General features: G+C 61.5%; 24 protein-coding genes and 1 tRNA gene. 21 read left to right on the forward strand and 4 right to left on the reverse strand.

From position 1 onward, the window contains the following. The first annotated feature begins 727 nt into the window (after positions 1 to 727). The 3 genes from rluC to IF103_RS07130 are packed head-to-tail and all read left to right on the forward strand — an operon-like array spanning position 728 to position 3,357. On the forward strand, positions 728 to 1,684 hold the full coding sequence (gene rluC, locus IF103_RS07120) for a 23S rRNA pseudouridine(955/2504/2580) synthase RluC (protein WP_023379401.1): 957 nt from the start codon (positions 728 to 730) through the stop codon (positions 1,682 to 1,684). A gap of 3 nt (positions 1,685 to 1,687) precedes the next feature. After that, a complete protein-coding gene (locus tag IF103_RS07125) occupies positions 1,688 to 2,368 on the forward strand; it encodes an HAD family hydrolase (RefSeq protein WP_023379402.1) in 681 nt (226 codons plus the stop codon). A 2-nt stretch (positions 2,369 to 2,370) separates the two neighbouring features. After that, complete coding sequence (locus tag IF103_RS07130; protein WP_023379403.1) at positions 2,371 to 3,357, forward strand: S49 family peptidase; 987 nt, start codon at positions 2,371 to 2,373, stop codon at positions 3,355 to 3,357. A gap of 282 nt (positions 3,358 to 3,639) precedes the next feature. On the opposite strand, the gene IF103_RS07135 is transcribed toward IF103_RS07130, so the two are convergent. Continuing rightward, positions 3,640 to 4,218: a Maf family protein gene (locus tag IF103_RS07135; RefSeq protein WP_027907749.1), complete on the reverse strand. Its 579-nt coding sequence runs from the start codon at positions 4,216 to 4,218 to the stop codon at positions 3,640 to 3,642. 96 nt (positions 4,219 to 4,314) lie between these two features. Between IF103_RS07135 and IF103_RS07140 the strand changes: the two genes are divergently transcribed. The 12 genes from IF103_RS07140 (at position 4,315) to IF103_RS07195 (ending at position 14,278) form a co-directional block, all read left to right on the forward strand. After that, entirely contained in the window at positions 4,315 to 4,842 is a 528-nt protein-coding gene (locus IF103_RS07140; protein ID WP_023379405.1) for a YceD family protein, read from the forward strand. A gap of 13 nt (positions 4,843 to 4,855) precedes the next feature. After that, positions 4,856 to 5,038, forward strand: coding sequence for a 50S ribosomal protein L32 (gene rpmF, locus IF103_RS07145; protein WP_010223221.1), 183 nt, complete (start codon positions 4,856 to 4,858; stop codon positions 5,036 to 5,038). Positions 5,039 to 5,041: 3 nt separating this feature from the next. Continuing rightward, positions 5,042 to 6,052: a phosphate acyltransferase PlsX gene (gene plsX, locus IF103_RS07150; RefSeq protein WP_081669717.1), complete on the forward strand. Its 1,011-nt coding sequence runs from the start codon at positions 5,042 to 5,044 to the stop codon at positions 6,050 to 6,052. Between the two features lie 240 nt (positions 6,053 to 6,292). Continuing rightward, complete coding sequence (gene fabD, locus IF103_RS07155; protein WP_023379407.1) at positions 6,293 to 7,231, forward strand: ACP S-malonyltransferase; 939 nt, start codon at positions 6,293 to 6,295, stop codon at positions 7,229 to 7,231. Positions 7,232 to 7,246: 15 nt separating this feature from the next. Then, positions 7,247 to 7,987 carry a 3-oxoacyl-ACP reductase FabG gene (gene fabG / locus IF103_RS07160; protein ID WP_023379408.1) on the forward strand — a complete coding sequence of 247 codons (741 nt, stop codon included), beginning with the start codon at positions 7,247 to 7,249 and terminating at the stop codon, positions 7,985 to 7,987. Positions 7,988 to 8,189: 202 nt separating this feature from the next. Beyond that, positions 8,190 to 8,426 carry an acyl carrier protein gene (gene acpP / locus IF103_RS07165; RefSeq protein WP_009685065.1) on the forward strand — a complete coding sequence of 79 codons (237 nt, stop codon included), beginning with the start codon at positions 8,190 to 8,192 and terminating at the stop codon, positions 8,424 to 8,426. Positions 8,427 to 8,600: 174 nt separating this feature from the next. Further along, the gene (fabF, locus tag IF103_RS07170) at positions 8,601 to 9,845 is read left to right on the forward strand and encodes a beta-ketoacyl-ACP synthase II (protein ID WP_023379409.1); all 1,245 of its coding nucleotides are present in this window, start codon (positions 8,601 to 8,603) and stop codon (positions 9,843 to 9,845) included. After that, on the forward strand, positions 9,845 to 10,660 hold the full coding sequence (gene pabC / locus IF103_RS07175; protein WP_023379410.1) for an aminodeoxychorismate lyase: 816 nt from the start codon (positions 9,845 to 9,847) through the stop codon (positions 10,658 to 10,660). Before fabF ends, pabC begins: the two co-directional genes overlap by 1 nt. Positions 10,661 to 10,664: 4 nt before the next feature. Beyond that, positions 10,665 to 11,840, forward strand: a complete 1,176-nt coding sequence (mltG, locus tag IF103_RS07180) for an endolytic transglycosylase MltG (protein WP_023379411.1) — start codon at positions 10,665 to 10,667, stop codon at positions 11,838 to 11,840. Positions 11,841 to 11,849: 9 nt separating this feature from the next. After that, a complete protein-coding gene (gene tmk / locus IF103_RS07185) occupies positions 11,850 to 12,482 on the forward strand; it encodes a dTMP kinase (RefSeq protein ID WP_027907750.1) in 633 nt (210 codons plus the stop codon). Continuing rightward, complete coding sequence (locus tag IF103_RS07190) at positions 12,475 to 13,461, forward strand: DNA polymerase III subunit delta' (protein ID WP_023379412.1); 987 nt, start codon at positions 12,475 to 12,477, stop codon at positions 13,459 to 13,461. The genes tmk and IF103_RS07190 overlap by 8 nt, the downstream gene beginning before the upstream one ends. 34 nt (positions 13,462 to 13,495) lie before the next feature. Continuing rightward, on the forward strand, positions 13,496 to 14,278 hold the full coding sequence (locus tag IF103_RS07195) for a TatD family hydrolase (RefSeq protein WP_027907751.1): 783 nt from the start codon (positions 13,496 to 13,498) through the stop codon (positions 14,276 to 14,278). Positions 14,279 to 14,535: 257 nt separating this feature from the next. Here IF103_RS07195 and IF103_RS07200 read toward each other — a convergent pair whose 3' ends face one another. Further along, on the reverse strand, positions 14,536 to 15,669 hold the full coding sequence (locus IF103_RS07200) for an aminotransferase class V-fold PLP-dependent enzyme (RefSeq protein ID WP_027907752.1): 1,134 nt from the start codon (positions 15,667 to 15,669) through the stop codon (positions 14,536 to 14,538). Between the two features lie 72 nt (positions 15,670 to 15,741). Between IF103_RS07200 and IF103_RS07205 the strand changes: the two genes are divergently transcribed. The 5 genes from IF103_RS07205 (at position 15,742) to IF103_RS07225 (ending at position 19,342) form a co-directional block, all read left to right on the forward strand. Then, a complete protein-coding gene (locus IF103_RS07205; RefSeq protein WP_023379417.1) occupies positions 15,742 to 16,377 on the forward strand; it encodes a TetR/AcrR family transcriptional regulator in 636 nt (211 codons plus the stop codon). Between the two features lie 185 nt (positions 16,378 to 16,562). Next, positions 16,563 to 17,531: a GTP 3',8-cyclase MoaA gene (locus IF103_RS07210; protein ID WP_104882380.1), complete on the forward strand. Its 969-nt coding sequence runs from the start codon at positions 16,563 to 16,565 to the stop codon at positions 17,529 to 17,531. Positions 17,532 to 17,597: 66 nt separating this feature from the next. Next, on the forward strand, positions 17,598 to 18,203 hold the full coding sequence (locus tag IF103_RS07215) for a DUF4823 domain-containing protein (RefSeq protein WP_023379421.1): 606 nt from the start codon (positions 17,598 to 17,600) through the stop codon (positions 18,201 to 18,203). 10 nt (positions 18,204 to 18,213) lie between these two features. Continuing rightward, entirely contained in the window at positions 18,214 to 18,774 is a 561-nt protein-coding gene (locus IF103_RS07220; protein WP_023379422.1) for a DUF1285 domain-containing protein, read from the forward strand. Between the two features lie 151 nt (positions 18,775 to 18,925). Beyond that, positions 18,926 to 19,342, forward strand: coding sequence for a cupin domain-containing protein (locus tag IF103_RS07225; RefSeq protein ID WP_023379423.1), 417 nt, complete (start codon positions 18,926 to 18,928; stop codon positions 19,340 to 19,342). 58 nt (positions 19,343 to 19,400) lie between these two features. Here IF103_RS07225 and IF103_RS07230 read toward each other — a convergent pair. Further along, positions 19,401 to 19,476, reverse strand: a tRNA-Asn gene (locus tag IF103_RS07230). A gap of 62 nt (positions 19,477 to 19,538) precedes the next feature. Beyond that, positions 19,539 to 20,735 carry an amino acid aminotransferase gene (locus IF103_RS07235; RefSeq protein ID WP_202675986.1) on the reverse strand — a complete coding sequence of 399 codons (1,197 nt, stop codon included), beginning with the start codon at positions 20,733 to 20,735 and terminating at the stop codon, positions 19,539 to 19,541. A gap of 286 nt (positions 20,736 to 21,021) precedes the next feature. Here IF103_RS07235 and uvrB point away from each other — a divergent pair, with 286 nt between their 5' ends. Beyond that, complete coding sequence (uvrB, locus tag IF103_RS07240; protein ID WP_023379425.1) at positions 21,022 to 23,037, forward strand: excinuclease ABC subunit UvrB; 2,016 nt, start codon at positions 21,022 to 21,024, stop codon at positions 23,035 to 23,037. Positions 23,038 to 24,068 lie beyond the last annotated feature (1,031 nt).

Raw genomic sequence — 24,068 nt, forward strand, 5'->3', positions numbered from 1 at the left:
CATGGTCGGTGCCAAGGTGCGCAAAGGGTGGTAAGGCCACCCCCGTGTCTGGCGACGTTCGGCACCAGCCGGTTGCCCAGCCTGCCGTTGTCGCGACGACGCGTCCTGTTTGCTGCGGTGTCATGAAGCCTGTGGTATCCGAATCAACCAAGCAGGCCTCGTGCACTCAGTCAGGAGGAGGAATCAACCGTCAGCCGTGGACGCCCGGAGGCATCTGTTCAGGACCTTATCCGCTCGCCGGCCATTCAGTGGGCCGGTGGCCGGACGCGGTGCTACACGGTCCGAGGGCTGTGCATCTCCACCCTGCACGTATCCCTGATAATTCGGGTGCTGCCGCGCGCTGAATCCGCAACGGGTTGCATTTTTCGCCAGCGCATGTTCTGGGCTGGCGCCATTCATGTCCGAGGCAGGTATTTCCGAAGCATTCGCCAAACGTTGCGTGGAAGCGACGGGCGGGCAGAGGTGCAGCGAAAAGAATCGGGTAAGCAGGTGAAACACCGCACTTGTCGTTTTTTTTCGGTCTTCTCTACACAGCGCTGGTGGCGATTCCAGGCAATTCGGTAAACTGGCGAAAACCCCGTCGGACGGCCTCGCGTCCTCGAGAATTGCGTTGGTCAGGGCCGGCGAAGAGCCTGGTGCCGCTGGCCTGCCGCTTTTGGCGGCGTTCGCGACTATAGCAGTAATGATTAAGTGCTTCAATTCCATAAAAAATTGTTATGATCCCGCCATGACGACCAATACCCCTCCGACTTCCGGCGTTCAGCTGATCGAAGTCGCGCCGGAACTTGCCGGCCAACGCATCGACAATTTTCTCATTACGGCCCTCAAGGGCGTGCCCAAGACACTTGTGTACCGCATCCTGCGCAAGGGTGAGGTGCGGGTGAACAAGGGGCGGGTCAAGCCTGAATACAAGATTCAGGCTGGCGACATCGTCCGTGTACCGCCTGTCCGGCTGCCTGAGCGCGACGAGCCAGCGCCGGTCGCCCAGGGCTTGTTGCAGCGGTTGGAGGCGGCCATCGTCTACGAAGACAAGGCGCTGATCGTGATGAACAAGCCGGCTGGCATCGCCGTGCATGGCGGTAGCGGCCTGAGCTTTGGTGTGATCGAAGCGCTGCGTCAATTGCGTCCGGAAGCCAAGGAGCTGGAGTTGGTGCACCGCCTGGACCGCGACACCTCTGGCCTGCTGATGATTGCCAAGAAGCGCAGCATGTTGCGCCACCTGCATGCCGCGTTGCGCGGTGATGGCGTCGACAAGCGCTACATGGCGCTGGTGCGCGGACATTGGCCGACGTCCAAGAAGCAGGTGAGTGCGCCCTTGCAGAAGAGCAACCTGCGCTCCGGTGAGCGTATGGTCGAGGTGGATGAAGAGGGCAAGGAGGCGTTGACGCTGTTCCGCGTCCTGCGCCGTTTCGGTGAGTTCGCGACCATCGTCGAGGCGCGTCCGATCACCGGTCGTACCCATCAGATACGCGTGCACACCTTGCATGCCGGTCACATGATTGCCGGCGACAGCAAGTATGGTGACGAAGATTTCTCCCGCGAGATCCGCGAGCTGGGTGGCAAGCGCCTGTTCCTGCATGCCTATGCCCTGACCGTGCCGCTGCCGGATGGTGGTGAGCTCAAGCTCGAAGCGCCCGTGGATGAAATGTGGGCCAAGACCATTGAACGCTTGAGTGCGAGCTGATCCATGCGAAGCCGTTACGAGCTGTTGATCTTCGACTGGGACGGCACTCTGGCCGATTCCATTGGTCGCATCGTTCATGCCATGAACGTCGCTGCCGAGCGCGCTGGCGAGTTGCCAAGTGATGATGAGGCGGTGAAAGGGATCATCGGCCTGGCGCTAGATGAGGCCATTGCCACGCTGTATCCGCATCTCGATGCTGTGCAGGTTGAACGTTTCCGTCAGCACTATGCCGATATTTACGTGGCTCTGGATCAACAGCCTTCGCCGTTGTTCGACGGCGTGGTGGAGTCGCTGGAAGCGTTTCGTGCCGAGGGCTACCGCTTGGCGGTGGCCACTGGCAAGGCCCGTCGAGGCCTGGATCGGGTGCTCAAGGCCAATGGCTGGGAGCACTTTTTCGATATTACGCGTGCGGCGGATGAGTCGCGCGGCAAGCCGCACCCGCTGATGCTCGAGCAGATTCTCGGCCACTGCCGGGTCGATGCCGGGCGTGCGTTGATGGTGGGGGATTCGGCATTCGACCTGCAAATGGCCAGCAATGCCGGCATGCACTCGGTTGCAGTGGGTTATGGCGCCATGTCGCTGCACGCGTTGGCCGAATTTGGCCCGCAAGTGTGCATCGATCATTTTTCTCAGTTGCGCGACTGGCTGTCCGGTCCCGCGCACGTTCAATTCCAAGGTAGGTGAGCATGGCTGACGAATGGAAGGCGCCCGAGCCCGAAGGTGACGGCGAAGAGCGCAAGAGCTGGAAGTTGCTGGAGAAGACCCTGCTGGCGGGTGTTCAGGAGCAGCGCCGCGCGCGCCGCTGGGGGATTTTCTTCAAGCTGCTGACCTTTCTCTACCTGTTCGGCATCTTGTTCCTGTTCATGCCGATGATGGATGTGGACAAGGCGGCTTCGCGCAGTGCCAGTCACACCGCGCTGGTCGAGGTGCGTGGGGTGATTGCCGACCAGGAAGCAGCCAGCGCCGACAATATCGTCAAGGGGCTGCGCGAGGCGTTCAGGGATGCCAAGACCAAGGCCGTGGTGATGCGCATCAACAGCCCGGGGGGCAGTCCGGTTCAGGCGGGTTACGTGTATGACGAGATCCGGCGTCTGCGGGCCGAATACCCGGCTATCAAGCTCTATGCGGTGATCAGCGATCTGGGGGCTTCCGGTGCCTACTACATTGCCAGCGCCGCTGACGAAATCTATGCCGACAAGGCTAGCTTGGTGGGTTCTATCGGGGTTACCGCGGCGGGTTATGGCTTCGTTGGCTCGATGGAGAAGCTCGGTGTCGAGCGTCGCACCTATACGGCAGGCGAGCACAAGGCCTTCCTTGATCCGTTCTCGCCTGAGAAGCCTGAGGAGAGGGCGTTCTGGCAGGGTGTGCTGAACACCACGCATCAGCAGTTCATCGCCATGGTCAAGCAGGGGCGGGGCGATCGTTTGAAGGACAAGGAGCATCCGGAGCTGTTCAGTGGCCTGATCTGGTCCGGTGAGCAGGCCAAGGCGCTGGGGTTGGTGGATGGCCTGGGCAGTGCCAGCTATGTGGCGCGTGAGGTCGTTGGCGAGAAAACACTGGTGGACTTCACTGTGGAAGAGTCGCCGTTCGATCGGTTCTCCAAGCGCATTGGTGCCAGTGTGGCGGAGCACCTGGCGATGTGGATGGGGTTCCAGGGGGTTCAGTTGCGTTGAGTGATCGTCGCGCGCGCTGAGGTGGGTGTGAGATCGAGCGCCGCCCGCGCGGCGCATCGCGAGCAAGGCTCGCTCCTACGTTTGTTTCGGGCCAGTAACCCCAGCAATAGGCGCGCGCGACCGCCTTGTTTGTACGGCTCAATATCGCGCCCAGCACCAAAGCGGTCGCGCGCAGATCCCACAGGCATAATTGGCCCGAAACAGACGTAGGAGCGAGCCTTGCTCGCGATGCGCCGCGCGGGCGGCGCTCGATCTCACTCGCGCCGAAGCCCCCAGGCCGTACTAGGGCACTGCCACCCCCTCAACCTTCAACATATCCACCAGCCGAATCAACGGCAGCCCGATTAGGCTGGTCGCATCGCACCCATGGGTGCTTTTGAACAAACTCACGCCCAACCCTTCTGCCTTGAAGCTGCCCGCGCAATCGAGTGGTCGTTCCGCTTCCACGTAACGCTCCACGCGCGCTCGATCTAGCTCTCGCATCGTCACCGTGAACGGCACGCAATCGACCTGGCATTGCCCTGTGGCGCTGTTCAGTAGCGCCAGGCCGGTCAGGAAGGTCACTTGCTGTCCGCTGGCCTCCAGCAGTTGCTCGCAGGCCCGTTCGAACGTATGGGGCTTGCCGAGGATCTGTTCGCCGAGCACCGCTACCTGGTCGGAGCCGATAATAAGGTGGTCCGGGTAGCTGACCGCCAGTGCTTGCGCCTTCTGTCTGGCAAGACGTCGAACCAGCTCCGTAGCCGGCTCGTCATCAAGCCTGCGCTCGTCTACGTCGGGGCTTGCCCAGATAAAGGGCAGGCGCAGGCGCTCAAGCAGTTCGCGCCGATAGGGAGAGCTGGAAGCCAGTAACAAGGGAAGCATGATAGACTCCTGATCGTTTGAACCGAATTCTAACATGTGAGATGCCGCCGAATTTCCTTTGACAGGGGCGGGGGGCATCCCTAGAATGCTGCGCCTATGTTGAATGACCCGATTCCACCTCACGTTGACCCGCGCAAATTAGCCGATCGTGGCGTAACCATTAATGGTTCGCTGCTACTCGCTGATTTGGAAAGACTCTGCGACCCGCTTTCCGACGATGTCGGTACGGTGCAGGCGAAGTTCGATTTTGAACGAGATGAACAGCACGTGGTGGTTATCCACAGCGAGCTGGATGTCGAAGTCAAAATGGTTTGCCAGCGTTGTCTTGAGCTGGTCACCCTGCCGATTCACAGCGAATGTACATACGCTGTGGTGAAGGAGGGTGCGAATACCCAGTCGTTGCCGAAAGGCTATGACGTGCTGGAACTGGGCGAAGATCCTTTGGATCTGCAGGCATTGATCGAGGAAGAGCTTCTGCTCGCCTTGCCAATCGTGCCTGCTCATCATCCGGAAGAATGCCAGCAGCCGGCGGGCGCAGACGAGCCCGAATCGAGCAAGGACGAGGTATCGCGGTCCAACCCGTTCAGTGTTTTGGCGCAGTTAAAGCGTGACCCAAACGTTTAGGAGTTAATCAATTATGGCTGTTCAGCAGAACAAAAAATCCCGCTCTGCCCGTGACATGCGCCGTTCCCACGACGCCCTGTCGGAAAACGCGCTGTCGGTAGAGAAAACCACCGGTGAAGTACACCTGCGTCACCACGTGTCGCCAGAAGGCGTATACCGTGGTCGCAAAGTGATCGACAAGGGCGCTGACGAGTAATCCTTGTCCGCTCAGATCATCGCGATCGACGCAATGGGCGGGGACTTCGGTCCCCGCAGCATTGTCCAGGCAAGCATTGCCTGCCTTTCGGCTACTCCCTCGCTACACCTGACCCTCGTCGGTCAACCCTCCCTCCTCGAAGAGCTTGTCAGCGGCCTACCGGCTGCGGATCGCGCGCGCCTGCAGATTGTTGCGGCCAGTGAGGTGGTCGGCATGGACGAGCGGCCCTCCCAGGCGTTGAGGGGCAAGCCGGATTCGTCGATGCGCATTGCCCTTGAACTGGTGCGTGATGGCAAGGCCCAGGCCTGCGTGAGCGCTGGCAACACCGGGGCGTTGATGGCGCTGTCGCGCTTCGTGCTCAAGACCTTGCCCGGCATCGATCGGCCGGCCATGGTGGCGGCGATCCCTACCCAGACGGGCTACTGCCAGTTGCTCGACCTGGGCGCCAATGTCGACTGCAGCGCCGAAAACCTCTACCAGTTCGCCGTGATGGGTTCGGTGGCCGCACAGGCGTTGGGTATTCATCGCCCGCGCGTGGCGCTGTTGAATATCGGCACCGAGGACATCAAGGGCAACCAGCAGGTCAAGCTGGCGGCCACCTTGCTGCAGAATGCCCGGGGCCTCAACTACGTCGGTTTCGTCGAAGGTGACGGCCTGTACCGCGGCGAAGCGGATGTGGTGGTGTGCGACGGTTTCGTCGGCAATATCCTGCTCAAGTCCAGTGAGGGCCTGGCGACCATGATCGGTGCGCGCATCGAGAAGCTGTTCAAGGGTGGTGTGCTATCGCGTGCCGCCGGTGCCTTGGCCATGCCTTTGCTCAAGCGTCTGCAGGACGACCTTGCGCCTGCACGGCACAATGGTGCCAGCTTCCTGGGGTTGCAGGGTATCGTCATCAAGAGCCATGGCTCGGCGGGCGTGCAGGGTTTCCAGAGTGCGATCCAGCGAGCGTTGATCGAGATTCAGGAGAACCTGCCGCAGCGCCTGCATGGTCGGCTTGAAGACCTGTTGCCTTAGTTTGCCGGCATCGGCCGCTTCGCAGGCAAGCCGGCTTCTGCATGGCGCGCACGCTTGCGGTGTGCGCCTTCCTGTTGGTGATGAGGTCGCGGCTGACACGACAAAGGCCTTAGGCATATCGCCGATGAAGTGCTTAAATGTGACCGCTTGGTCTGCGTCTTCATCCAAGCTTTCAGATTCCGCGTCCGGCCCAAGGCCCGACGCACCCTATCCGACGACAAGATCATAAGGGCTTGTTCAATGTCTGCATCCCTCGCATTCGTCTTTCCCGGTCAAGGTTCCCAGTCGCTGGGCATGCTTGCCGAGCTCGGCGCCGAGAAGCCGGTGATCATCGAGACCTTCAAAGAGGCCTCTGACGCTCTGGGTTACGACCTGTGGAAACTGGTCCAGGAAGGCCCGGAAGAACAACTCAACCAAACCGACAAAACCCAGCCGGCCATCCTTACCGCCTCCATCGCGTTGTGGCGCCTGTGGCTGGAAGAGGGCGGCGCGCAGCCAGCCTTCGTTTCTGGCCATAGCCTGGGTGAGTACAGCGCGCTGGTCGCCGCTGGCAGTCTGTCGCTGAAGGACGCCGTTCGCCTGGTCGAACGGCGCGGTCAGCTGATGCAAGAGGCCGTGCCTGCTGGTCACGGCGCCATGGCAGCAATCCTTGGCCTGGATGACGCCGTGGTCGTGGAAATTTGTGCAGAAGCGGCTGAAGACGAAGTGGTCAGTGCGGTCAACTTCAACTCGCCGGGCCAGGTGGTCATCGCCGGTAACAAGGCTGCGGTCGACCGTGCCATCGAGCTGTGCAAGGCCAAGGGTGCCAAGCGCGCCCTGCCGCTCGCGGTCAGCGTGCCGTCGCACTGCGCCCTGATGAAGCCTGCCGCCGAGCGTTTCGCCGAATCGGTCAACGCCATCGAATGGAAGGCCCCGCAGATTCCGGTCGTGCAGAACGTCACCGCCGCTATCGCCGCCGACCTCGATACACTCAAGCAGGACCTGCTGGCGCAGTTGTACCAGCCGGTACGCTGGGTCGAGTGCGTGCAGACCCTGGCGGCCAATGGCGCCGTCAACCTGGTCGAATGCGGCCCTGGCAAGGTTCTGGCAGGCCTGAACAAGCGTTGCGCGGATGGCGTGACCACTTACAACCTCAATACCCCTGATGCCGTCGCTGCCACCCGTGCGGCGCTGGCCTGATTTGGAGAAGCTTGCATGAGCCTGCAAGGTAAAGTTGCACTGGTCACCGGCGCCAGCCGTGGTATCGGCCAGGCCATCGCCCTCGAGCTGGGCCGCCAGGGCGCGACCGTGATCGGTACCGCCACTTCGGCTTCCGGCGCCGAGCGCATCGCTGCCACCCTGAAAGAGCACGGTATTGCCGGCACCGGCATGGAACTGAACGTCACCAGCGCCGAATCCGTCGACGCCGTGCTGTCCGCCATTGCCGAGCAGTTCGGCGCTCCGGCTATCTTGGTCAACAACGCTGGCATCACCCGCGACAACCTCATGCTGCGCATGAAGGACGACGAGTGGTTCGACGTCATCGACACCAACCTGAACAGCCTCTACCGTCTGTCCAAGGGCGTGCTGCGCGGCATGACCAAGGCGCGTTGGGGTCGTATCATCAGCATCGGCTCGGTGGTCGGTGCCATGGGTAACGCAGGTCAGGCCAACTATGCCGCCGCCAAGGCCGGTCTGGAAGGCTTCAGCCGTGCCCTGGCCCGCGAAGTCGGCTCGCGTGGCATCACCGTCAACTCGGTGACCCCAGGCTTCATCGACACTGACATGACCCGTGAACTGCCAGAAGCGCAGCGCGAGGCTCTGCAGAAGGAAATTCCGCTGGGCCGCCTGGGCCAGGCCGAGGAAATCGCCAAGGTGGTTTCCTTCCTGGCATCCGACGGCGCAGCCTATGTCACCGGCGCTACTGTGCCGGTGAACGGCGGGATGTACATGTAAACTGCAACTCAATGTGACGGATTGCTTAAAAAAAGAGTCATACTCCGAGCCTAAAATCCGTTATAAAGCTGCAACCAGATTCCAGGCAGAGGCTTGGTCGAGTCATACGAAGGTGTGTTCCGCTTGAAAAGCGAACGTCTTTCTATAAACTTGGACACCGGCCAGCTGCCTGACATATGTCCATTAGGAGTGAAAACTAGGTATGAGCACCATCGAAGAACGCGTCAAGAAAATCGTCGCCGAGCAACTGGGCGTCAAGGAAGAAGAAGTGACTGCTGAGAAGTCCTTCGTCGATGACCTGGGTGCCGATTCGCTTGACACCGTTGAGCTGGTGATGGCTCTGGAAGAGGAATTCGAGACCGAAATCCCTGACGAAGAAGCCGAGAAGATCACTACCGTTCAAGCTGCTATCGACTACGTCAAAAACCACCAGGCTTAAGACGTTTTAGTCGACGCTTCTTGTCGGGAAAAACCGCACTGCCTTTGCCGGCGTGCGGTTTTTTCTTTGCGAGGCGCCTGCGTCGCGCAACGAGCATCGAGAGCTTGTTGCCATTTCATTCCGTTGCCTTGAATGCAATGGCAAGAAACTCTGTTATTAGAAAAGGAGAGTACTGTGTCGCGTAGACGCGTCGTGGTCACCGGTATGGGTATGCTGTCGCCACTGGGTACCGATGTACCGAGCACCTGGCAGGGCATTCTGGCTGGCCGCAGTGGCATCGGTCCGATCGAACACACGGACCTGTCTGCCTACTCCACCCGTTTTGGCGGCTCGGTGAAGGGCTTCGAGGTCGAGCAATACCTGTCGGCCAAAGAGGCTCGCAAACTTGACCTGTTCATCCAGTACGGCCTGGCGGCCGGCTTCCAGGCAGTGCGTAACGCCGGTCTGGAAGTGACCGATGCCAACCGTGAACGCATTGGCGTGGCCATGGGCTCGGGGATCGGCGGTCTGACCAACATCGAGGACACTAGCCGCACCCTGCACGAGCAGGGGCCGCGCCGTATTTCGCCGTTCTTCGTGCCGGGTTCGATCATCAACATGATCTCGGGTTTCCTGTCGATCCACCTGGGTCTGCAGGGGCCGAACTACGCCATTGCCACCGCGTGTACCACGGGTACCCATTGCATCGGCATGGCTGCGCGCAACATCGCCTACGGCGAAGCCGACGTGATGATTGCCGGCGGCGCCGAAATGGCCGCTTGCGGCCTGGGCATGGGCGGCTTCGGCGCCTCCCGCGCGCTGTCTACGCGCAATGACGAGCCGACCCGCGCCAGCCGTCCCTGGGACAAAGGCCGTGATGGCTTCGTGCTGTCCGATGGTGCCGGTGCCCTGGTACTCGAAGAGCTGGAACACGCCAAGGCCCGTGGCGCCACCATCTATGCCGAGCTGGTTGGTTTCGGCATGAGCGGCGACGCGTACCACATGACCTCGCCGCCCGACTCCGGTGAAGGCGCTGCCCGCTGCATGGCCAATGCCCTGCGCGATGCCGGTATCCAGCCTGAGGAAGTGAGCTACATCAACGCCCACGGTACGTCTACCCCCGCCGGTGATGTCGCCGAAGTGGCCGCGATCAAGCGCGTGTTCGGCGAACATGCCTACAAGCTGGCCGTGAGCTCCACCAAGTCGATGACCGGTCACCTGCTGGGTGCCGCCGGTGCGGTGGAGGCGATTTTCAGCGTCCTGGCCATCAACAGCCAGATGGCGCCGCCTACCATCAACCTGGACGAGCCGGATGAAGGCTGCGACCTCGACTTCGTGCCCCACGAAGCACGTAGCATGAATATCGACGTTGTACTGTCCAACTCCTTCGGCTTTGGCGGCACCAACGGTTCGCTGGTGTTCCGCCGGTTCGCCGGTTGATGCACAGCTGGATCGACGGCCAGCCGGCGACTGCGGTCAATCTGCAGAATCGCGGCCTGGCCTACGGCGATGGCCTGTTCGAGACCCTCGCCGTGCGCAGTGGGCGGCCCAGCTTGCTGGAGGGCCATTTCGCCCGCCTGGCGCTGGGTTGCCAGCGTCTGGGCATCGACGCCGACCTGGCCCTGGTCCGCGATGAAGTCCTGCGTTATGCCAGTCAGCTCGGCGACGGTGTCGCCAAGCTGATCCTCACCCGAGGCGATAGTCAGCGCGGCTACGCTCCGGCTCCCGGCGCTGCCCCCCGGCGCATCCTGCAAGCCAGCCCGCTGCCCAGCTATCCTGAGCAGCATGCCGAACTTGGCGTGCGCTTGTTCGAGTGTCAGACCCGCCTCGGGGAACAACCGCTGCTTGCCGGCCTCAAACACCTCAACCGCCTGGAGCAGGTGCTGGCCCGCGCCGAATGGCAGGACAGCGAACATGCCGAAGGCCTGATGCGAGATGGGCAGGGCAGGGTGATCGAAGGGGTCTACAGCAACCTGTTCATGGTGCGTGACGGCGTGTTGCTCACCGCCGATCTGCGTCGTTGCGGCGTGGCTGGCGTGATGCGTGGGGCCTTGCTCGAACAGGCACAGGCGCTGGCAATCCCGGTGCAGGTCCGTGACCTGGCCTTCGGCGAGCTGCAGCAGGCGGACGAGGTGTTTGTCTGCAACAGCGTCTATGGCATCTGGCCGGTGCGGGCATTGGCTGCGCTGAACTGGTCGCCGGGGCCGCTCACTCGTAAACTGCAGGCCGTTGCCCGTACGTTACTGGAAACCTGAATTCGTGAGACGCAAATTCCTGCTGCTGCTGGAAATGGGGTTGATCCTGGCTGGCCTGGCATTTGGCTGGTCGGCCTGGAAAGTCAACTCGGTGCTGGAGCAGCCTCTGCAAGTGGCCCAAGAGCGCTTGCTCGATGTGCCCAATGGCACCACCCCGAACCGCATGTTCTACCGCATGCAGAACGAGGGGCTGCTCGACGATGCCCTGTGGTTGCGCCTGTATTGGCGCTTCAACATGGCTGGCACCCCTTTGCACACCGGCGAATATCGCCTGACCCCCGGCATGACCGTGGGTGAATTGTTCGACGCCTGGCGCCGCGCTGACGTGGTGCAGTACAACCTGACCCTGGTGGAAGGCTGGACCTTCCGCCAGGTGCGTTCGGCCGTGGCCAAGCACGAGAAGATCAAGCACACCCTGGACGGACTTTCGGATTCGGAAGTAATGGACAGGCTCGGCCATACCGGCGTATTCCCCGAGGGGCGCTTCTTCCCTGACACCTATCGCTTCGTACGCGGCATGACCGATGTCGAGCTGTTGCAGCAGGCGTACATGCGTCTGGAAGAAGTGCTCGCCAAGGAGTGGGCCGAGCGCACGACCGACTTGCCCTACCGTGACCCTTACCAGGCGCTGATCATGGCCTCGCTGGTGGAAAAGGAAACCGGCATTCCTCAGGAGCGTGGCCAGATCGCGGGTGTGTTCGTGCGCCGCTTGCGCCTGGGCATGATGCTGCAGACCGACCCCACGGTGATCTACGGCATGGGCGAGCGTTACAACGGCAAGATCACCCGTGCCGACCTGCGCGAGCCGACCCCTTACAATACCTACACCATGACCGGCCTGCCGCCGACGCCGATCGCCATGGTCGGACGCGAAGCGATCCATGCCGCGCTCAACCCGTCCGATGGTTCCAGCCTGTACTTCGTCGCCCGCGGCGACGGCAGCCACGTGTTTTCCGATGATCTGGACGACCACAATTCGGCCGTGCGAGAGTTCCAGCTCAAGCGCCGCGCCGATTACCGCTCCAGCCCGGCACCGCAAGGCCAGCCTGGCGCCAGCGAGACGACGCTGGCACCGGATGCGCAGTCCGAACCCGAACCAGGCGAGTCGCAAGAGCAGGCGCCATCTTCTGAAAGCGAAGCGGCGCCGGCCAATGAGCCAACGCCCGACGAACAACACTAAGGACTGCCTGTGAGCGGCTTGTTTATTACCCTTGAAGGCCCCGAAGGCGCGGGCAAGAGCACCAATCGCGACTACCTGGCGGCGCGTCTGCGTGAGCAGGGGCTGGATGTGGTGCTGACCCGTGAGCCCGGTGGTACACCGTTGGCCGAGCGAGTGCGTGAGTTGCTGCTGGCGCCCAGCGATGAAGTGATGGCCGCCGACACCGAGCTGCTGCTGGTGTTCGCTGCGCGTGCCCAGCACTTGGCCGAAGTGATTCGACCTGCGCTGGCCCGGGGTGCGGTGGTCCTGTGCGACCGTTTCACCGATGCCACCTACGCCTATCAGGGGGGGGGGCGTGGCTTGTCCGTCGAGCGTATCGCCCAACTGGAACAGTTCGTCCAGGGCGACCTGCGCCCGGACCTGACCCTGGTCTTCGATCTGCCGGTCGAAGTCGGGTTGGCCAGAGCTGCCGCAAGGGGCCGTCTGGATCGCTTCGAACAGGAGGGCCAGGCCTTCTTCGAAGCTGTTCGCCAAGCCTACCTGCAGCGTGCCCAGCGGGCGCCGCAACGCTATACCTTGCTTGATGCCGCACAACCGCTGGACGCGGTACAGCGCGCCATCGATGGGTTGCTGCCAGGCATCCTGGAGCGCTGCCGTGGCTGAGGCCTACCCCTGGCAGCAGGCAATCTGGCAACAGCTGGCAGGCCGTAGCCAGCACGCCCACGCTTACCTGCTGCACGGGCCGCAAGGCATCGGCAAGCGAGCCCTGGCCGAGCGTCTGATGGCTCGCCTGCTGTGCCAGCACCCTCAAGGGCTGGATGCCTGCGGTCAGTGCAAGTCCTGCCTGTTGCTCAAGGCCGGCAGCCACCCAGACAATTTCGTGCTGGAGCCGGAAGAGGCCGACAAGCCCATCAAGATCGACCAGGTGCGCGAACTCGTCACCTTCGTCGTGCAGACCGCGCAACTGGGCGGGCGCAAGGTGGTGCTGATCGAGCCGGTGGAGGCGATGAACGTCAATGCTTCCAACGCCTTGCTCAAAAGCCTTGAAGAGCCTTCCGGCGACACGGTGCTGCTGCTGGTCAGCCATCAGCCCAGCCGCTTGCTACCGACCATCAAGAGCCGTTGTCAGCAGGTAGCCTGCCCGCAACCGAGCTTCGCCCAGAGCCAGGCCTGGCTGGCCACGGCACTGGCTGAGAGTGACGAGTCGGAGCGTGACGAACTGTTGACCCTTGCCGCTGGTTCGCCGTTGCTGGCGGTCAGCCTGCAGGCCCAGGGGGTGCGCGAACAGCGCGCGCTGGTAACCGATGGCGTCAAGAAGTTACTCAAGCAACAGCTGTCACCGAGCCAGTTGGCCGAGGCCTGGAACAGTGTGCCGCTGCTGCTGCTGTTCGATTGGTTCTGCGATTGGTCGCACCTGATCCTGCGCTACCAGTTGACCCAGGACGAAGAGGGTTTAGGCTTGGCCGATATGCGTAAGGTGGTGCAGTATCTGGCCCAGAAGAGCCGGCAGGCCAAGGTCCTCGAAGTTCAGGCGTGGATTCTCGAGCAGCGTCAGAAGGTGCTAGGCAAGGCCAACCTCAACCGCGCCCTGTTGCTGGAAGCGTTGCTGGCCCATTGGCAGCAACTGCCGGTTTCCCGCTGACTTTCAATCGTTCTTCCATGTGTGCCTACTTCCCATGCTTGTAGATTCCCATTGCCACCTCGACCGTCTTGACCTGAGCGCCCATCAGGGCTCCCTCGATGCCGCCCTGCAGGCGGCCCGCGAACGTGGGGTCGGGCATTTTCTGTGCATTGGTGTCAGTGCCGAGAACGCCGGGGCGGTCAAGGCCTTGAGCGAGCAGTATGCCGATGTCGATTGTTCGGTGGGCGTGCACCCGCTGGACCTGGCGCCGGACGAAACCCCAGCGCTTGAGTGGTTGCTGCGCGAACTGGCCCACCCCCATGTGGTGGCCATTGGCGAGACGGGGCTGGATTATCACTACGAGCCGGAAGCTGCGCAGTTGCAGCAGGCCTCGTTCCGTCTGCACCTGGAGGCCTCGCGTCAGACCGGCAAACCGGTGATCGTGCACACCCGCGCAGCGCGGGCCGATACCTTGGCGTTGCTGCGCGAGGCAAACCTACCGCAGGCCGGTGTGCTGCACTGCTTCACCGAGGACTGGGACATGGCCAAGGCGGCGCTGGATCTGGGCTATTACATCTCCCTGTCCGGGATCGTCACGTTCCGCAATGCCGACGCCCTGCGCGAAGTGGCCCGGCAGGTGCCGGTCGACCGCTTGCTGGTGGAGACCGACTCGCCGTACCTTGCGCCCATTCCGCACCGGGGCAAACCCAACCTGCCGCAATACGTGCGAGAAGTGGCTGAGTACGTGGCATCGCTGCGCGGGGTCAGCTTCGACCAGTTGGCCGAGCAGACCACCGCCAACTTCAAGCGCTTGTTCCCCTTGGCTCGCGTAGCCTGAGCGCGCAAGACCGGTTGGTCGCTGAGGCCGAGGTCGGCGCACGGGCAAAAAAAACCCGGGTTCTGGGGGGGGAATCCGGGTTAAGACCATTAGGAGTAAAACAAAGGTACGCGGTCCCTGAGCACCTTTATCGGCGCGCCACTTGGGGGGGATGCGCCGCGCCAACACTTCAAGTATTGGTCAGGTTTGGCGCAGTGCCAGTGTCTGTTGGTCGTTTTTTAAACAGATTTGGAATACGCCGGGGATCCATTCCTTCCTCAACGCATGGCCAGTCGCCGTACTTGTTGGATAGTCTCGTCGATAAGGCGCTCATCGGTGTAGAAATGGGGTGAAAAACGCACTCCGCCACCGCGCAGGGCACAGATCGTCCTTTCGGCACTCAGCGCCTGATACAGCTCGGTACTGGGGCGTCCCTTGAGGCTGATGGTGACGATGCCGGCCCGTCTCTGCGAGGCCGCAGGCGTATGCAGGCAGACGCCGGGTATGGCGGCGAGGCCCTGGTACAACTGATCGACCCGTTGCCCGAGCAGTCGCGCTACTTTTTCCATTCCCACGTCTTCCAATAGCGAAAGGCTTGCCTCCAGCGCGCAAGCACCCAGCATGTTGGGGCTGCCGCATTCGAAGCGGCGGGCGCTGCGGGCCGGTTGCCACTGGCGGCGCTCGAAGTCGCCCAGGTGTTCCAGCATGTGCCATCCGTAGGCATTGAGGCGCAGCTGCGGGCGCAAGGCGGCGCGGCAGTAGAACACGCCAAGCCCTTCGGGGCCGAGCATCCACTTGTGGCCGTCGGCCATGGCGAAATCGCACTGGTACGCCTGCACGTCGAAGGGCAAGGCGCCGATCTGTTGGATGGCATCGATGCAGAACAGCACCTGGCGCGCCTGGCAGCCTTCGCCAAGGCGCTCGAGGTCCAGGCGCAGGCCGCTGCCGAACTGCACGGCGCTTATCGCCAGCAAACGCGTATGGCGGCCACAAGCATTGAGCAGTGCCGCTTCGGGGTCGGCGCCTGCAAGGCTTACCTGAACCACTTCGACCCCTTGATCGGCCAAGGCTTCCCACACCACGCGATTGGAGGGAAATTCCTCGTCGCTGATCACCACCTGGTCGCCGGGTTGCCAGTCGAGGCCGAAAGCAACCAGCGAGAGCGCTTCCGACGTGTTCTTCACCAAGGCAATGTCGCCTCGGGAGGGCGCGTTGAGCAGGCGGGCCAGGCGTTCGCGCAGGCGCCGCTCGGTGGCGAGCCAGGCCGGATAGTCGCTGGCGCCCTGCGCAACGTTCTCCTGGGCGAAGCGAGCTACGGCGTGGCTGGCGCGTCTTGGCCAGGGGGCGACCGCGGCATGGTTCAGGTAGCGCAAGCCCGGGGACTGGTCGAACTCATCATGAAACATAGACATGGTTGGAAGATCCGTGCAATTTGCCGCCAGTTAGGCATAATAAACCGCTTCGATTGTCATCCAGTCCTTCCTATGCAGAAAGAACCTCGTAAGGTCCGTGAGTTTCGCCGTCGCGAACAGGAAATCCTCGACACGGCGCTCAAGCTGTTTCTCGAACAAGGTGAAGACAGCGTCACCGTCGAGATGATCGCCGACGCCGTGGGCATCGGCAAAGGCACGATCTACAAGCACTTCAAATCCAAGGCGGAGATCTACCTGCGCCTTATGCTCGATTACGAGCGCGATTTGAACGGGTTGTTGCATTCGGCCGATGTGGACCGTGACAAGGAAGCACTGTCACGGGCCTACTTCGAATTCCGTATGCGTGACCCGCAGCGCTACCGGTTGTTCGACCGCCTGGAAGAAAAGGTGGTCAAGGGTAACCAGGTGCCGGAAATGGTCGAGCAGCTGCACAGCATTCGTGCCTCCAACTTCGACCGCCTGACCCAGCTGATCAAGGGCCGTATCAGCGAAGGCAAGCTCGAAGACGTGCCGCCCTATTTCCATTACTGTGCAGCCTGGGCGCTGGTGCATGGCGCCGTGGCCCTGTATCACTCGCCGTTCTGGAGCAATGTCCTGGAAGATCAGGAAGGCTTCTTCCAGTTCCTGATGGATATAGGCGTGCGCATGGGCAACAAGCGCAAGCGCGACCCGGAAACCGCGAACTGAAGCCTTCCGTCCATAGGTCCAGCGCCAGATCGTGATATTGGCGTTGTCCCGGTGAGGCGGGGTAACCGCGAAGGAGCGCGCAGCGGCTCCGTTCAATTGTGCCCGGCATGGAACAAGGGGCTTGCAAAAACCTGATTTATGAGTCAGGTTTTGCCAGCCCCGATTCATCCATGCCGGAGTTTTTCATGATCGTCGATCGTCAAGGCAGGCGTTTTCGTAACCTGCGTGTCAGCCTCACGGCTGCCTGCAACTACGCCTGCACGTATTGCGTACCGGACGGCAAGCGTCTGGTCGCGGCACAGGACGAACTGTCGGCAGAGGCACTGGCGCGGGGTGTGGCCTACTTGGTCGAGGCCGCAGGTATCGAGCGTCTACGCATAACGGGCGGTGAGCCACTGATCAGTCCTCGCCTGGACGCATTCCTGGCGGCGGTCGCCCGGCTCGGTCTGGAAGACATCACGCTGACCACGAATGGTCAGTTGCTCGCGCGCAAGTTGCCACAGTTGCAGGCAGCTGGCGTTCGCCGCCTTAACGTATCCCTCGATACTCTCGATCCACAGGCGTTCCGGCGCATTGCCCGCGGCGGCGACTTGGCGACCGTGTTGGCTGGCATGGAGCAGGCCAGTGCGATGGGCATGCAGATCAAGGTCAACATGGTGCCGATGCGCGGGCAGAACCTGGACCAAGTCCTGCCGCTGCTTGACTATTGCCTGGCGCGAGGCTTCGAATTGCGCTTCATCGAATTGATGCGCATGGGCCATCTGGCCCGAGACCCCAATGCTTTCCTGCAGCATTTCGTCGGCCTGGAGCAGTTACTCGACCTGATCGGTCGCGAGCACGCCCACCACCCGGTCGATGCGCCAACGGATGCCACCGCGCTGCGCTACCAGATCCCGGGTAAAGGTGTTTTTGGTGTGATCGCCAACGAAAGCGTGCCGTTCTGTCGGAGTTGTTCGCGGCTGCGCCTGTCATCCACCGGTTGGCTGCACGGTTGCCTATCTTCCAGCAACCGTCACTTTATCGGCGACTTGCTGGAACAGCCCCGTCACCAAGCGCTGCCTGCCCTGCAACGATTGCTGGTCAAGGCCCTGGCCGATAAGCAGGCACTGGCTTTTTCCGGGGGCGTGACAGTGATGAAGGTGATTGGCGGCTGACTCTGGCGCAAAAGCTGCATCCGCTGGCTATTCGCCGGTTTTTCGTCGCCGGCCATTGGAGGAAAGATGCGTAGCCTGGTCTTGCTGCTGGCGCTGATGGCGCTGGGCGGCTGCATGAATGTCAGCGATATGGGCGAGGGCGTCCGTTACCACATGAGCGATGCCGGGTTGTTGGACCACAGTGACACGCGCCGCTCGCTGTCGATACGGCTGCAACCCGATTCGTTCATCTTCATCGGTCAGGGGGCATTCATGCCACCCGGCAAGGGGCCATTGCCGCGGCAGAACGTGGTGGCCGAACAGGCGTTCAAGAGTTTCGTCGAATACTTCCCACTGGTACGCCGTGCCCAGGGGCCGCTGGGCCTGGAAGAAGCGATCGCGCAGGCGCGCTCGGTGGGCGCCGACTATGTGCTGTATACCCGCTTCGCCCGTACCGACGATCGTATCGGCAATGGCGACGAGTGGTACGACGAGCAAGCCGTCGACCGTCTGGGGTGGGACACTGGCGTCGTGCAGATGATGCTCATCGAAACCAACAGCCGGTATTTGATCGATACCGTGCGCATCAAGAGCCGTGGCGGTTTGTTGACGTTCCACGACAACACCCCGGAGGATTTGCTAGCTGCGCCAATGCGCGAGTACGCTCGTAGCCTTCTGGGTATGAGCGAGTGAGGGCAGGGTGATGACGGATTCCGGCAAGGCCAACGATCTTCTGGCGCAGATTCCCAAGCACAAGGGATTGCCGCCCGTGCATCTGTGGAACCCGGATTTCTGTGGCGATATCGACATGCGCATTGCCCGTGACGGTACTTGGTACTACTTGGGTACGCCCATCGGGCGCAAGCCAATGGTGCGGCTGTTCTCCACCATCATGCGTCGCGACGGCGATGACTACTTCCTAGTAACGCCGGTGGAAAAGGTCGGCATTCGCGTCGACGATGCGCCATTCGTCGCCGTGGCGCTGGACGTGGAAGGTTCGGGTGAGCAGCAGGTGCTGCGCTTTACCAGTAATGTCGATGACCTGGCTGAAGCTGGCCCGGAGCATCCCCTGCGGGTCGAGATAGACCCGGTTACGCAAGAACCTGCCCCGTACGTGCTGATGCGCAGCAACCTCGAGGCGCTGATTCACCGCAATGTGTTTTATCAGTTGGTGGATCTGGCGGTGCCACGTGTCATCGACGGCGAAGAGTGGCTTGGGGTCTGGAGTCGCGGCGAGTTCTATCCCATCGGGCTCAATGGCTGACGTTTCCTGGGGCTCATCGGCGGCAAGCCGGCTCCCGCAGGAGGCGGTCTAGGCCGCGACTGATCGGCCTCCTGGTTTTCCTCTGAATTGGCCGTTTGCCGCGTGCACGCCTGGGCCTAACCTGCTGGCAAATACCCATCAGGAGACGCCCATGAAACCCGCTCATCTTTCAATTGCCTTGTTCATCGCCGCGGGCCTGCTCGCCGGCCAAACGTCCGCGTGGGCGCATGGCGAAGCCGTCGACCAGGTCAAGGTGCTGCAGGAAAAACGGCCCTCCAATGCTCCCGGCAAGAAAGCCGTCATGCTCACCGTCAGCTACGCGCCTGGGCAGGCGTCGCCCGCACATCAGCATCCGGGCGCGGTGATGGCTTATGTACTGGAAGGGGCGGTGGTCTCGAAGCTCAACGATGAGCCGGAGAAAACCTACAAGGCTGGCGAGTACTGGTACGAGGCTCCAGGCACCGTGCACAGCGTGTCGCGCAATGCCAGCAGCGGTCAAGCGGCCAAGTTGCTGGTGTGGAGCCTGGTGGACGAGGGCAAGCCCGTGACCGAACCAGTGGGCAAGTAACGAGCGCAGAAACGAAAAAGCCTCCAGTGCTTGCGCAACTGGAGGCTTTCTCAGTGTTTGGCTCCGCGACCTGGACTCGAACCAGGGACCCAATGATTAACAGTCATTTGCTCTACCGACTGAGCTATCGCGGAATCTGCGGGTATGATACCGGCTACCAAGGGGAAGTCAAGCTACCCCTTGGTAAATCAAGCAGTTACAGCACTTCCACGATGGCCTTTGTAACCACGTGAATGTTGCTTTGGTTCAGCGCGGCGACGGCGATACGGCCGGTGTCCAACGCATAGATGCCGAACTCTTCCTTCAGGCGCTTGACCTGGTCGACGGTCAGGCCCGAGTACGAGAACATGCCCGCCTGGCGGCCCACGAAGCTGAAGTCACGCTTGGCGCCGTATTGGGCCAGCAGCTCGACCATTTGCTTGCGCATGCCATGGATGCGCTCGCGCATCTCGGCCAGCTCTTCTTCCCACATCTGACGCAGCTCGGCGCTGTTGAGCACGGTGGCGACGATGGTGGCGCCGTGGGTCGGCGGGTTGGAGTAGGTGGTGCGGATCACGCGTTTGACCTGGGACAGCACGCGGGTGCTCTCGTCCTTGGAGCCGGTGACGATCGACAGCGCGCCGACACGCTCGCCGTAGAGCGAGAACGACTTGGAGAACGAGCTGGAGACGAAGAACTCAAGGCCCGACTCGGCGAACAGGCGCACGGCGAAGGCGTCTTCGGCGATGCCGGCACCAAAGCCCTGGTAGGCCATGTCGAGGAACGGTACATGGCCCTTGGCCTTGACCACGTCCAGGACGTTTTTCCAGTCTTCGAGTTTCAGGTCGACGCCCGTCGGGTTGTGGCAGCAGGCGTGCAGGACAACGATCGAGCCCGATGGCAGGTTTTTCAGGTCCTCGAGCATGCCGGCGCGGTTGACGTCGTTGCTCGGGGCATCGTAATAGCGGTAGTTCTGTACCGGGAAACCTGCGCTTTCGAACAGGGCGCGGTGGTTTTCCCAGCTTGGGTCGCTGATGGCGACGACGGCGTCAGGCGACAGGCGCTTGAGGAAGTCGGCGCCAATCTTCAGAGCGCCGGTACCGCCAACGGCCTGCACGGTGACCACGCGACCGGCGGCCAGCAGTGGCGATTCGGCGCCGAAGATGAGCTTTTGCACGGCCTGGTCGTAAGTCGCGATGCCGTCGATCGGCAGGTAGCCGCGGGAGGCGTGCTGGGCGGCACGCTGGGTCTCGGCTTCGATCACAGCGCGCAGCAGCGGGATGCGGCCTTCCTCATTGCAGTAAACGCCTACGCCCAGATTGACCTTGTCGGTACGTGGGTCGGCGTTGAATGCTTCGTTGAGGCCCAGAATAGGGTCGCGGGGTGCCAGCTCGACAGCGGAAAACAGGCTCATTGTTACCTTGGCTCTGAATGGAGTGTGATAGGGCGTACACGCTCCAGCCGAATGCACTGAAGCGGTGCACAAACGGGGAGTCAGTATAGTGATACCCGCCGGTCACTGCGACAGTCTGGCACAGCTTTTCAGGCGATTTGGGCAATTATTTTTCGACCATTGGTCGAAATGCCCGGTCCACATTATGGGTTGCCCACTCCAGGGTCGCGAAACCGACGCCACGCGGCCACATTTGGGTATAGACTACTGGCTAAATTTACAGTTGCTGCGTTGCGCGAGGCCTATCATGTCCGAGTTCCAGCTCGTTACCCGTTTTCAGCCGGCCGGCGACCAGCCCGAGGCCATTCGTCAGATGGTCGAGGGCATCGAGGCCGGGCTATCGCACCAGACGCTGCTTGGGGTGACCGGTTCGGGCAAGACCTTCAGTATCGCTAACGTCATCCAGCAGGTGCAGCGCCCGACGCTGGTGCTGGCGCCGAACAAAACCCTGGCTGCGCAGTTGTACGGAGAGTTCAAGGCGTTCTTCCCGAACAATGCGGTGGAGTATTTCGTTTCCTACTACGACTACTACCAGCCGGAGGCCTATGTACCGTCGTCGGACACCTTCATCGAGAAGGATGCCTCGATCAACGACCATATCGAGCAGATGCGCCTGTCGGCGACCAAGGCGCTGTTGGAGCGGCGCGATGCGATCATCGTGACCACCGTCTCGTGCATCTACGGTCTGGGCAGCCCCGAGACTTACCTGAAAATGGTCCTTCACGTGGACCGTGGCGACAAGCTCGACCAGCGTGCACTGCTGCGGCGTCTTGCCGACCTGCAATACACCCGCAATGAAATGGATTTCGCCCGTGCCACGTTCCGGGTGCGTGGGGATGTGATCGACATCTTCCCGGCCGAATCGGACCTGGAAGCCATCCGTATCGAGCTGTTCGATGACGAGGTGGAGAACATCGCCGCCTTTGACCCGTTGACTGGCGAAGTCTTCCGTAAGTTGCCGCGTTTTACCTTCTACCCCAAGAGCCACTACGTCACCCCGCGTGAAACCCTGTTGGACGCGGTGGAGGGCATCAAGGAGGAGCTAAAGGACCGGCTTGAGTACCTGCAGAAGGCCAACAAGCTGGTGGAGGCACAGCGTCTCGAGCAGCGCACCCGCTTCGACTTGGAGATGATTCTCGAACTTGGCTACTGCAATGGCATCGAGAACTACTCGCGTTATCTCTCCGGCCGTCCGGCCGGCGCGCCGCCACCCACGCTTTACGACTACCTGCCGCCAGATTCCTTGCTGGTGATCGACGAGTCCCATGTCAGCGTGCCGCAGGTGGGCGCCATGTACAAAGGTGACCGCTCCCGTAAGGAAACCCTGGTCGAATACGGTTTCCGTCTGCCCTCGGCGCTGGACAACCGGCCGATGCGGTTCGATGAGTGGGAGGCGGTGAGTCCGCAGACCATTTTCGTTTCGGCCACGCCCGGCCCTTATGAAGCCGAGCATGCTGGGCGTGTGGTCGAGCAGGTGGTACGGCCGACTGGTCTGGTCGACCCGCAGGTGGAGGTACGTCCGGCGCTTACTCAGGTTGACGACTTGCTGTCGGAGATCCGCAAGCGCGTGGACGTTGGCGAGCGGGTGTTGGCGACGACCTTGACCAAGCGTATGGCTGAAGACCTGACCGATTACCTGGCGGACCATGATGTGCGGGTGCGTTACCTGCACTCGGACATCGACACCGTCGAGCGGGTGGAGATCATTCGTGACTTGCGTCTGGGTACGTTCGACGTGCTGGTGGGCATCAACCTGCTGCGTGAGGGGTTGGATATGCCGGAGGTATCGTTGGTGGCGATTCTCGATGCTGACAAGGAGGGATTCCTGCGTTCCGAGCGTTCATTGATTCAGACCATCGGGCGTGCGGCTCGTAACCTCAATGGCCGGGCGATTCTGTATGCCGATCAGGTGACGGGGTCGATGCAGCGTGCCATCGACGAGACTGAGCGGCGTCGGGAGAAGCAGATAGCCTTCAACCAGGCGCATGGGATCGTGCCCAAGGGGGTGGTCAAAGACATCACCGATATTATGGAAGGCGCTACGGTGCCGGGTGCGCGTAGCAAGAAGCGCAAGGGGATGGCCAAGGCGGCGGAGGAGAGTGCTCGGTACGAGGCGGAATTGCGGACGCCGGCGGAGATCACCAAACGCATCAAGCAGTTGGAAGAGAAGATGATGCAGTTTGCGAGGGATCTGGAGTTTGAGGCTGCCGCGCAGTTGAGGGATGAAATTACTCAGCTTCGTGAGCGTTTGATAGCCAGCTGATAAGCCCAGTCCCGCAAGTCAGCGTTGTTTTTGCTCTGCTTTTGCTCTGCTTTTGCTCTGCTTTTGCTCTGCTTTTGCTCTGTTTTTGCTTCTAGTGCGCGGCAGTTCAGGCGCTGCCAATTGCGACGTCAGTAGGCCGAGCGTAGGTTTTGCGGAGGGAGGTGACGGGCATGGATGCCCGTCAAGCGCTGCGGCCCAGGAGGGGCCGTTCAGCGCGGTCCACCCGGGAGCAAGACCGTAGCGAGGGGACCCCGAAGCGAAGCGTAGGGGCCGGATGATAGGAGCCAGCGGTTTTTGCCTACTTTTGCCCAAGAGCAAAAGTAGGTCGCCGTAAAGGCGAAAAGGTGAATGAGCGCCTCCATGGTGAATGGATATTCACGCTATCTGAATGCCGCCCTTAAATCTGTGCTTTGAAGTTTGAGGTTTTGGTTTCTGGATGCGTGAGCATATCCATTTGCCAAGGTGACGCTCAGTCACCTTTCCGCTCTTACAGCGGGTCACTTTTTGGCAGACGCCCCAAAAAGTAACCAAAAAAGTCTGGCTCCTATCATCCGGCCCCTGCGCTTCGCTTCGGGGTTCCCTCGCTCCGGGCTTGCTCCGGGAGGACCGCGCTGAACGGCCCCTCCTGGGCCGCAGCGCTTGACGGGCATCCATGCCCGTCACCTCCCTGCGCAAGCCCTGCGCTCGGCCTCCTGAAGTCGCATGAGGTGGCGCCTGAACTACCGCGCGCTAGAAGCAAGAGCAAAGCGAAGCAAAAGAAAGTCCGTCTCGCATTTTGTAGTTTGAATATTTAATGTGCGGCTGGTTTAGCTGTTGTTGTTGTTGTTGTTGTTGTTGTTGTTGTTGTTCGGATTTGGTATTTCATGCGCCGCTTTTGCTTTTCATGCGCGATATCCCAGACGCTGCAAATTGCGACGTCAGTAGGCCGAGCGTAGGGCTTGCGGAGGGAGGTGACGGGCATGGATGCCCGTCAAGCGCTGCGGCCCAGGAGGGGCCGTTCAGCGCGGTCCTCCCGGGAGCAAGCCCGTAGC

The sequence above is a fragment of the Pseudomonas sp. SK2 genome (assembly GCF_016772395.1).
In the GTDB taxonomy this organism is placed as follows: domain Bacteria; phylum Pseudomonadota; class Gammaproteobacteria; order Pseudomonadales; family Pseudomonadaceae; genus Aquipseudomonas; species Aquipseudomonas taiwanensis.

What these genes read in the sequence shown, in the direction of transcription:
- pabC (WP_023379410.1), top strand. Translation starts at nt 9,845, where the DNA reads ATGCACAGCTGGATCGACGGCCAGCCGGCGACTGCGGTCAATCTGCAG.
- IF103_RS07235 (WP_202675986.1), bottom strand. Translation starts at nt 20,735, where the DNA reads ATGAGCCTGTTTTCCGCTGTCGAGCTGGCACCCCGCGACCCTATTCTG.
- IF103_RS07195 (WP_027907751.1), top strand. Translation starts at nt 13,496, where the DNA reads ATGCTTGTAGATTCCCATTGCCACCTCGACCGTCTTGACCTGAGCGCC.
- IF103_RS07140 (WP_023379405.1), top strand. Translation starts at nt 4,315, where the DNA reads ATGTTGAATGACCCGATTCCACCTCACGTTGACCCGCGCAAATTAGCC.
- IF103_RS07205 (WP_023379417.1), top strand. Translation starts at nt 15,742, where the DNA reads ATGCAGAAAGAACCTCGTAAGGTCCGTGAGTTTCGCCGTCGCGAACAG.
- uvrB (WP_023379425.1), top strand. Translation starts at nt 21,022, where the DNA reads ATGTCCGAGTTCCAGCTCGTTACCCGTTTTCAGCCGGCCGGCGACCAG.
- IF103_RS07210 (WP_104882380.1), top strand. Translation starts at nt 16,563, where the DNA reads ATGATCGTCGATCGTCAAGGCAGGCGTTTTCGTAACCTGCGTGTCAGC.
- acpP (WP_009685065.1), top strand. Translation starts at nt 8,190, where the DNA reads ATGAGCACCATCGAAGAACGCGTCAAGAAAATCGTCGCCGAGCAACTG.
- IF103_RS07215 (WP_023379421.1), top strand. Translation starts at nt 17,598, where the DNA reads ATGCGTAGCCTGGTCTTGCTGCTGGCGCTGATGGCGCTGGGCGGCTGC.
- rluC (WP_023379401.1), top strand. Translation starts at nt 728, where the DNA reads ATGACGACCAATACCCCTCCGACTTCCGGCGTTCAGCTGATCGAAGTC.
- rpmF (WP_010223221.1), top strand. Translation starts at nt 4,856, where the DNA reads ATGGCTGTTCAGCAGAACAAAAAATCCCGCTCTGCCCGTGACATGCGC.
- fabG (WP_023379408.1), top strand. Translation starts at nt 7,247, where the DNA reads ATGAGCCTGCAAGGTAAAGTTGCACTGGTCACCGGCGCCAGCCGTGGT.
- IF103_RS07200 (WP_027907752.1), bottom strand. Translation starts at nt 15,669, where the DNA reads ATGTCTATGTTTCATGATGAGTTCGACCAGTCCCCGGGCTTGCGCTAC.
- IF103_RS07220 (WP_023379422.1), top strand. Translation starts at nt 18,214, where the DNA reads ATGACGGATTCCGGCAAGGCCAACGATCTTCTGGCGCAGATTCCCAAG.
- IF103_RS07125 (WP_023379402.1), top strand. Translation starts at nt 1,688, where the DNA reads ATGCGAAGCCGTTACGAGCTGTTGATCTTCGACTGGGACGGCACTCTG.
- fabD (WP_023379407.1), top strand. Translation starts at nt 6,293, where the DNA reads ATGTCTGCATCCCTCGCATTCGTCTTTCCCGGTCAAGGTTCCCAGTCG.
- IF103_RS07225 (WP_023379423.1), top strand. Translation starts at nt 18,926, where the DNA reads ATGAAACCCGCTCATCTTTCAATTGCCTTGTTCATCGCCGCGGGCCTG.
- IF103_RS07135 (WP_027907749.1), bottom strand. Translation starts at nt 4,218, where the DNA reads ATGCTTCCCTTGTTACTGGCTTCCAGCTCTCCCTATCGGCGCGAACTG.
- IF103_RS07130 (WP_023379403.1), top strand. Translation starts at nt 2,371, where the DNA reads ATGGCTGACGAATGGAAGGCGCCCGAGCCCGAAGGTGACGGCGAAGAG.